General features: G+C 69.6%; 6 protein-coding genes. 5 read left to right on the top strand and 1 reads right to left on the bottom strand.

Annotation, left to right across the window (positions count from 1 at the left end):
• Window positions 1-109: 109 nt before the first annotated feature.
• Window positions 110-1630, bottom strand: a complete 1521-nt coding sequence (locus tag AB0H62_RS24570) for a polysaccharide deacetylase family protein (protein WP_360588377.1) — start codon at window positions 1628-1630, stop codon at window positions 110-112.
• 180 nt (window positions 1631-1810) lie between these two features.
• Between AB0H62_RS24570 and AB0H62_RS24565 the strand changes: the two genes are divergently transcribed.
• The 5 genes from AB0H62_RS24565 (at window position 1811) to AB0H62_RS24545 (ending at window position 7628) form a co-directional block, all read left to right on the top strand.
• Window positions 1811-2503 (top strand): response regulator transcription factor, encoded by a 693-nt coding sequence (locus AB0H62_RS24565; protein ID WP_220246699.1) that lies wholly within the window; start codon window positions 1811-1813, stop codon window positions 2501-2503.
• A 5-nt stretch (window positions 2504-2508) separates the two neighbouring features.
• Entirely contained in the window at window positions 2509-3792 is a 1284-nt protein-coding gene (locus AB0H62_RS24560) for a nucleotide sugar dehydrogenase (protein ID WP_360588375.1), read from the top strand.
• A 28-nt stretch (window positions 3793-3820) separates the two neighbouring features.
• Complete coding sequence (locus tag AB0H62_RS24555) at window positions 3821-4804, top strand: NAD-dependent epimerase/dehydratase family protein (protein ID WP_360588372.1); 984 nt, start codon at window positions 3821-3823, stop codon at window positions 4802-4804.
• Window positions 4805-4911: 107 nt separating this feature from the next.
• Window positions 4912-5877, top strand: a complete 966-nt coding sequence (locus AB0H62_RS24550) for a glycosyl hydrolase family 18 protein (protein WP_220246696.1) — start codon at window positions 4912-4914, stop codon at window positions 5875-5877.
• Window positions 5874-7628 carry a glycosyltransferase gene (locus tag AB0H62_RS24545; protein ID WP_360588370.1) on the top strand — a complete coding sequence of 585 codons (1755 nt, stop codon included), beginning with the start codon at window positions 5874-5876 and terminating at the stop codon, window positions 7626-7628. Before AB0H62_RS24550 ends, AB0H62_RS24545 begins: the two co-directional genes overlap by 4 nt.
• The last annotated feature ends 390 nt before the right edge of the window (window positions 7629-8018 follow it).

The following is an 8018-nucleotide window of genomic DNA, read 5'->3' as shown; positions in this document are numbered from 1 at the left end:
CGCGCCCTGCCGTTCGGCGTTCCTATTCCCCGCCCCCACCCCCCACCCCCACCACCACGACGGGCACGCCCCCGGGCGGCTAGCGCCGGGCAGCGACGGGGAACGGGCGTCAGTCACCGGGCTCCACAGGAGCGATGACCTGCCCAGGTCGCGTTGCCGGGATGAGCGGCTTCGCGTTGCGGCCGAACGAGCCGGCCTTCGAGGAGTTGCGGCTCGTCACGCTGAACCGCTGCGGAGCCGTGGTGGACGCCTGGATGGCGGCCGCCGCGGCAGCACCGGTACCCACGGCGAACGAGTAGTCGTCCGTCGTCACCGAACCGTTGGCGATGAGCCCGAGGCCGAAGCTCAGCCCGGTCGCGCCCGCGGGCGCTGCCGGAGTGGTGAACGTGGCCTGCGTCCAGTTCGACGCCGCCGCGAGCCACGGGCCGGACGTCCAGTACGCCCAGAAGCCCTGGGTGTTGCGGTAGTACAGCGAGAACTGCGTGATCGCCGTCGACTTGTACCAGACCCCGATCGTGTAGGTCTTGCCCGCGGCGATCGTCGGGGTACAGGACCCGAGGTCGAACGTGGGCAAGAGCTTCGCGTCGCCGTCTGTGTAGTTGGAGACGTCGAGCTTTTGCGCGTACGTACCCGTGTGCTTGTCCGTGGTTCTCGTCCACGTCGGCGTGTTGCCGCCGTAGCCGCCCGGCATGTAGCAGTCGGGGAACCCGGTGCCGCTGGTCGAGGTTTCGAGCGACGTGTTCACCAGGCCGGTGTTCGTCGACGCCGGTGCTGTCACGACCGCCTTCGCCGCGCCACCGATGGCCTGCTGCATCGTCTTCACTGTCGTGCCCACGCTCTTGCGCGCGTTCAGCCACGAGAGGAACTGGTCGAGCCGTGAAGTGGAGATCGACAGCTCGTCGCACCCGGTGCCGTCGCAGACGTGGTGGAAGGTGAAGGTGAGCAGGCCGCCGTTGGTCTCGGCCGCGGTGACCGCGCTCTGCATCTGGGCCAGGGTCCAGGTGTTGTCGTCCTCGTCGAGCGCCTTGATCTCATACGCGTCGGCGGGCCTGGTCGTGTCGGCCGCCGGACAGCCGGCACAACCGTGTGCCGAAGCCAGGTCGCCGAGACCACGCGCACTGTTGTAGCCGCACGCCTTCACGTTGTTCTTCACCGAGGTGTTCAACGCTGCGTACGGGTACGCGAAGCTGGTCACGGAGAAGCCCATCGCGGCCAATGAGGCGCGGCCGTTGCAGATCTGCCGCTTCGCCTCGTCAGCCGGCACCGTGGTGAGGTCAGGGTGCGTCACTGTGTGACCACCGATCTCGTGCCCGGCGTTTTTGATCGTGTTCAGGTTGGCCTGCGTCAGGTAATTGGGCGCGCCGACCGAACCGCTGATGATGTAGAACGTGCCCTTCATGTTGTACTTCTGCAGGATCGGCAGCGCGGTCATCTGATCCGAGTTGCCGTCGTCGAAGGTGAGCACCACGCCCAGCGGCCGCGTCAGCGACGCACTCGCCGTGGAACTCCCCACCGCCAACGCGGGCAGCACGCACAGCAGCGCGGCCGCGCAGATCGCGAGCCGCGTGCGTGCCCGCCGGAAGTCCAATCCCTTGCGGGCTTTGCGGTGTTTCCGCGTACTTCTTTCCATGGGTGGCCACCAAAATGATCGGGGATACCTCAGCTGACCGTAGGGTTAACACCCTGCACCCGGATCCCCCTAAGGGACGAGCCCGCCTACCGCAAATGCCGGATCTCCGTCATCTGCATGAGCCGTCTTTCGCACAGCTGGCTGAGGACAACCCGTATCGGGGCCTGTTGGCTGTGCGGCGTGGACATCACCCGCCTGTTCCTGATCGAGGACCACCGCATGGTGGCCGACGTACTGACGTCGAGCCTCGCCACAGTGCCCTGGATCAGGGTGGTCGGCACGCGCGCCACCTCCGACCCGACGCTGCGCTCCGCGCTCATCGCACAGCAGCCGGACGTGGTGACCGTGGAGCTGGAGTCGCTCACCGACGTGCGTGACCGGATCCGAACCTGGCGCGATGCGGCGCCGACGGCCCGCTTCGTCGCCCTCACCGCGAGCCGGGACCGAGATCTCGCGGTGTGCGCTGCCCACGCGGGGATCGACACCTGGATCCCCAAGGAAACTTCGCTCGAAGACCTGCTGGACCGCGTGCGCGGCGCTCGCGCCGGGCACGCGTGGTACCCGCCGGAGCTGCTGGCCGTGCTGTTCGACCGGTTGCGCCGCGATGGCGCCACCCGGCACCGGCCGGCTTCGAGCCCTCTCGACGTGCTGAGCGAGCGTGAACGCGAAGTGCTGGTGGCGATGGTCGACGGCGACCGCAGCGACCAGATCGCGGCTCGGCTCCAGCTTTCCCGCAACACCGTGCGCACACACACCCGCAACCTGTTCCGCAAACTGAAAGTCCACAGCGGACTGGAAGTCGTCAAGATCGCCCGAGCTGCCGGCATCGAGCCTCACGGCGAGGCGCCGTTATGGAAAGGGGAAACCCCTTGACACTCATGGCCGAATCCCCCCTCAGCGAGACCGAGGGCCTCATCTCCGTCGCCATCGTCGGCATGGGCTACGTGGGTCTGCCGACCGCGTTGGGCCTGCACGCCGACGGTGCGCGGGTGCTGGGTCTCGACACGAGCGCCGACCGGCGCGAGTCGATCCTGGCCGGCGAGCCCGACCTCGTCGAGGCCGACCTCGCGCGCCTCGTCGTGGCCCGCAGGGACGGCCGGTTCGACCTCACCGGCGACCCCGCTCGGCTGGCCGGGGCCGACGCCGTGATCATCTGCGTCCCGACGCCGCTGGACCGTTACCTGACACCGGATCTGGGCCCGCTGCGGGCGGCGTGCCGGTCGGTGGTCGAGCACGCCCGCCCGGGCCAGACGCTCATCCTCACCTCCACCAGCTACGTGGGAACCACGCGCGAGATGCTCGTGCAACCGTTGCGGGACCGGGGTCTTGTGGTCGGCGATGACGTGTTCGTGGCGTTCAGCCCCGAGCGCATCGACCCCGGTGTCGCCGAGCACACGCAGCAGAGCACGCCCCGCGTCGTCGGCGGCTGCACGCCGGCGTGCACCGGCCACGCCCGGCGCGTGCTGCAGAAGCTGACGCCGCTCCTGCACGAAGTCTCCTCGGCCGAAGCGGCAGAGCTGACGAAGCTGTACGAGAACTCGTTCCGCGCGGTGAACATCGCACTGGCCAACGAGTTCGCCGGCATCTGCTCGACGCTGGAGCTCGACCCGATCGAGGTGACGCGCGCGGCCGCCACGAAACCGTACGGGTTCATGAGTTTCTACCCCGGCCCCGGCGTCGGCGGGCACTGCATCCCGTGCGACCCGCACTACCTGCTGTGGCAGCTGCGCGAGGCCCACGGCGACGCGCCGTTGATCAGCCAGGCCATGACGTCGATCGCGCACCGGCCCGGCCAGGTCGCCGACCGCGTCACGGCCACGCTCTCGGCCGCCGGCCGCGGGGTCGCGGGCGCGCGGATCGTGGTGGTGGGCGTGACGTACAAGCCGGGCGTGCGCGACCTGCGTGAGTCGTCGGCGCTGGAGATCCTCGAGCGGCTGGCGGCCGGCGGGGCGAAGGTCGAGTACCACGACCCGCTCGTGCCGGAGCTGAAGCTGGGCGAGCGCTCCTACCAGAGCAACCCCGACCCGCACGGCACGGACTTCGACCTCGTGCTGATCCACACCGTCCACCCCGGACAGTCCTACGACTGGATCGAGCACTGCCCCTTGGTGCTCGACGCCACCTACACGTTCGACGCGGCCACCCACCGCGAACTGGTCTGAACAACCCCCGCGAGAAAGGGCGTACCCCATGCGGTGCTTGGTGACCGGCGGGGCCGGCTTCATCGGTTCCCACCTGACCGAGCGACTGCTCGGCGAGAACCGCGAGGTGGTGGTGCTGGACGACTTCAGCACCGGCACCGAGCAGAACCTCGCGGCCGTCGCCGGCGACCCGCGGTTGCGGATCGTGCGCGGTTCCGTGTGCGATCAGGCCGCCGTCGAGTCGTGCATGGAGGGGGTCGAGCAGATCTACCACCTGGCCGCGGCCGTCGGCGTGTTCACGATCATGCAGAAGACCCTCGACAGCCTGCGCACCAACCTGTTGGGCACCGAGGTCGTGCTCGACGCGGCGCTGCGCCACGACGCGCGCATCCTCGTCACGTCGACCAGCGAGGTGTACGGCAAGAACACCTCGATCGGGCTGAAGGAGGACGACGACCGCGTGGTCGGGTCGCCGTTGAAGAACCGCTGGTCCTACGCCGAGGCGAAGGCCCTCGACGAGACGTTCACCTACCTCTACGGCAGTGAGCTCGGCGTGCGGACGGTGCTGGTGCGGCTGTTCAACACCGTCGGCCCGCGCCAGCGCGGCCGCTACGGCATGGTGGTGCCGCGGTTCGTGGACCAGGCGCTGACCGGGCAGCCGCTGACGGTGTTCGGCACAGGCCGGCAGACGCGGTGCTTCTGTCACGTGCTCGACGTGGTGCCCGCGCTCGTGGCGCTGCTGGACGACGAGTCGGCGCACGGCAACGTCTACAACCTCGGCAGCCCCGAGCAGGTGAGCATCGACGAGCTGGCGGAGCTGGTGATCGCGGCGACCGCGTCCGACAGCACGATCGTTCGAGTTCCGTACCAGGAGGCGTACGGCGCAGGTTACGAGGACATGCAGCGTCGGGTGCCGAACTGCGCACGGGCGGCGCAGCAGGTCGGGTTCCGCGCTGTGCACAGCCTGCGGGAGACCATCGACGCGGTCATCGAGGACCGGCGGACGCAGTTGCGGACCGCCGTCGCCGGTTGATGACGCTCCGGACGTCCCCGTCGCGTCACCGCGTCCGGGTCGCCTTGCTTCTCCTCTGTGAGCTGCTGGTGTTGACGTTGTTGCGAGACGGAGGAGCGCGCGCGGCCGTGCAGCCGCACACGATCGCGTCGCTCCCCTACTGGAACCTGGCCGGAGGAACCTCGACGGTGCAGGCGCACGAGTCACAGGTCACCGAGGCGTCACCGTGGCTCTACGGCCTCGACGCCCAGGGCCGGCTCGTCGCGCAGTCGAAGCGCACGGACGATCTCGCGCGGCTGCGCGCCACGGGAGTGGAGATCACGCCGACGATCGCGAACGTCACCGAGGGGCGCTGGCACCCGCAGATCGTGCAGACGATCCTGCACGATCCCGCGGCGACCGCGCGGCACATCTCGGACATCGTGGCACTGGTCGTGCAAGGGGACTTCTCGGGCGTGGACATCGACTACGAGGAGCTGCGCTCGAGCGACCGCGCCGCGTTCACGGCGTTCATCACGCGGCTGGCGGATGCGTTGCACGCCAACGAGAAACGCCTGTCGGTGGACGTGTTCGCGAAGACCACCGACGCGGGCTACGACGAGCGCAATCGAGCGCAGGACTACGCCGCGCTGGGCCGCGCCGTCGACCAGGTGCGGTTGATGGCGTACGACTACCACTGGCAGACGTCGGCGCCGGGCCCGATCGCGCCCGAGGGCTGGGTTCGCGACGTGCTCACGTATGCGACGTCGCAGATCCCGCGGTCGAAGATCGTGCTGGGCGTGCCGATGTACGGCTACGACTGGGTGGGTCACACCGCCGTGCCGGTCACGTGGGTGCAGGCCTACGGGCGGTCGCGGGAGTTCGGGGTGCCCGTCGAGTGGGACGGGTTCAGCGAATCGCCCCACTTCTCCTACACCGACGCCGCCGGGTTGCGGCACGACGTGTGGTTCGAGAACGCCTACAGCGCGTCGATCAAGTTCTCCCAGGCCCGGCAATTCGGGATCGGCGGGGTCTACCTCTGGCTCTTCGGCACGGAGGACGACCTCGTCTGGTCGAAACTCGACACCTACTGGACTCCTGCGGAGGAGCGATGATCCCCCTGTGGCTGCTGGCAATCTTCGTCTTCGGGGTGAACTTCACCCTGTGGGGCACCGCCGGTCTGGCGCGCGCGCTCGAAAACCGCATGCGGCCAGCGCAGCCGCCGCGGCCGTCACCGGTGCCTCGTGCGCGGCCCGCCCGCGTGCACCGCTCGCGCGTCGCCGTGCTCATGGCCGCGCACAACGAGGAGGTGGTGATCGGCGATTCGCTGGCCGCCATCACCCGCCTCGTGCCGGCGTCGAACGTCCACGTCGTGTCCGACGGCTCCACCGACCGCACCGTCGAGCTCGCCCTGGCGTGCGGCGTGAACGTCACCGAGACGCCCAGCAACATCGGCAAGGCAGGCGCGCTGGAGGAAGGCGTGCGCCACTTCTCCCTCGCCACCCGCTACGACGCCGTGCTGCTGCTGGACGCCGACACCCGCCTCGACCCGGGCTACTTCGACGCCGCCCTCCCGCAGTTCGACGACCCCGACGTGGTCGCCGTGGCCGGCTGCGCCGCCACCGACTGGTCCACCTCCCGCCGCGGCTTCCTGGCTTTCCTGTTCACCGCGCACCGCGCACGCATTTACGCACTGCTGCAACGCCTCCTCAAGTTCGGCCAGACGTGGCGCCGCACCAACGCGACCCTCATCGTCCCCGGCTTCGCCAGCCTGTACCGCGCGGAAACCTTGCCGCTCATCGACATCAACCCCCCGGGTTTGGTGATCGAGGACTTCAACATGACGTTCGAGGTCTACCGCAAACGCCTCGGCAAAGTCGGTTTTTCCTTGAAGGCCATCGCCGTCACCCAAGACCCGGACGCCTTGCGCGACTACGTCCGCCAGACGCGCCGCTGGGCCCTCGGCTTCTGGCAAAGCGTCCGCCGCTTCCGCCCGCACGCCGACCTGTTCAGCTTCATGCTGGGGCTGTACGTGCTGGAACTGGTCCTGGCCAGCCTCTTCATGGCCTTGCTGCCGCTGATGGTCGTGCTTCTGTTGCTGGCCCTCATCCCCGGCTTCCTGTCCGTACCCATCGCCGGCGACCTGACCTTGGCGATCGGCCACTACGTCAACCTCCCGACCATCGCGTTCGGCATCCTCGTGCCGGACCTCCTCCTCACCCTCGCCGTCGTCCTGACGGAACGCCGCGCCCGCTACCTGCTCATGGCGCCCCTCTACCTCCCCGTACGGTGCCTCGACGCCTGCATCGCCCTCTGGACCCTCCCCCAAGCCTGGCGCGACGGCACCGGCCGCTGGCAAAGCCCCACCCGCCGCGGCACCGACATCTCCGCGACCCCGGACCTCGCCACAATCCACACCCGCGCCGGTGTGGGTGTGGGCTCCGGCGTGGGTTCGGGCCTGGGTGCTGCCGCGAGTGCCGGAGTGCCGGGGGGCACCGAAGTGGGTGCGAGTGCGGGTTCGGGTTCGGGCCTGGGTGCTGCCGCGAGTGCCCGAGTGCCAGGGGGCACCGAAGTGCCTGGGGGTACCGGCTTGGCCGCAGTCCCCGGCCCGGCTGCGGGTAACGGCCTCGGTTCCGGTGACGGCACTCGCCTTCTTCCGTCCCCGTTCCCTCGCAACCTCCCCGCCCAGCACAACGGCTCGGGCCCCACAATCCCCTCCCACAGCAACGGCCCCAGCCGAACGCTCCCGTCGCTACCTCCGACGCCCTCCGCCCCATCCCCCACGTCCGAGACCGAACCGGCCTGGCCACCCGAGTGGCCCCCGGACTGGCCCCCCGACCCCTTCCCACGCGAAAAGGTCGGCTGACCTCTCCCACCGCAGCGGCCCTCGGCCAACCCCCTCCCCGCGCAACGACAACGCACCGCACACCGGCACGCCGTCGCCGCGCGATCACCAACCAGCATCGGCTCTCACCCCCGCCGCACGCCGACGCCGCGTGGTCTCCAACCAGCGTCGGCTCTCGGCCCCGCCGCACGCCGACGCCAACGCCGACGCGGCACCGGCCCTGGCCCTGGCCCTGGCCCTGGCCCTGGCACGGCAACCCCGCCTAACCACCCGTGGCCAAGGCCCGCACCACGGCGGATACGCCGCCTGCCACCACCAAGACGCGCAACCTCGCCGACCTACCAGAACACCGGCAAGGCCCACGCCGCAGCGCAAACCAGCTCAGCGTCTGCGCAGCTTGGTGGCCAACTG

This window comes from Amycolatopsis sp. NPDC050768, assembly GCF_040654155.1.
GTDB lineage: Bacteria > Actinomycetota > Actinomycetes > Mycobacteriales > Pseudonocardiaceae > Amycolatopsis.
This window is presented reverse-complemented; position numbering and strand designations above follow the sequence as displayed.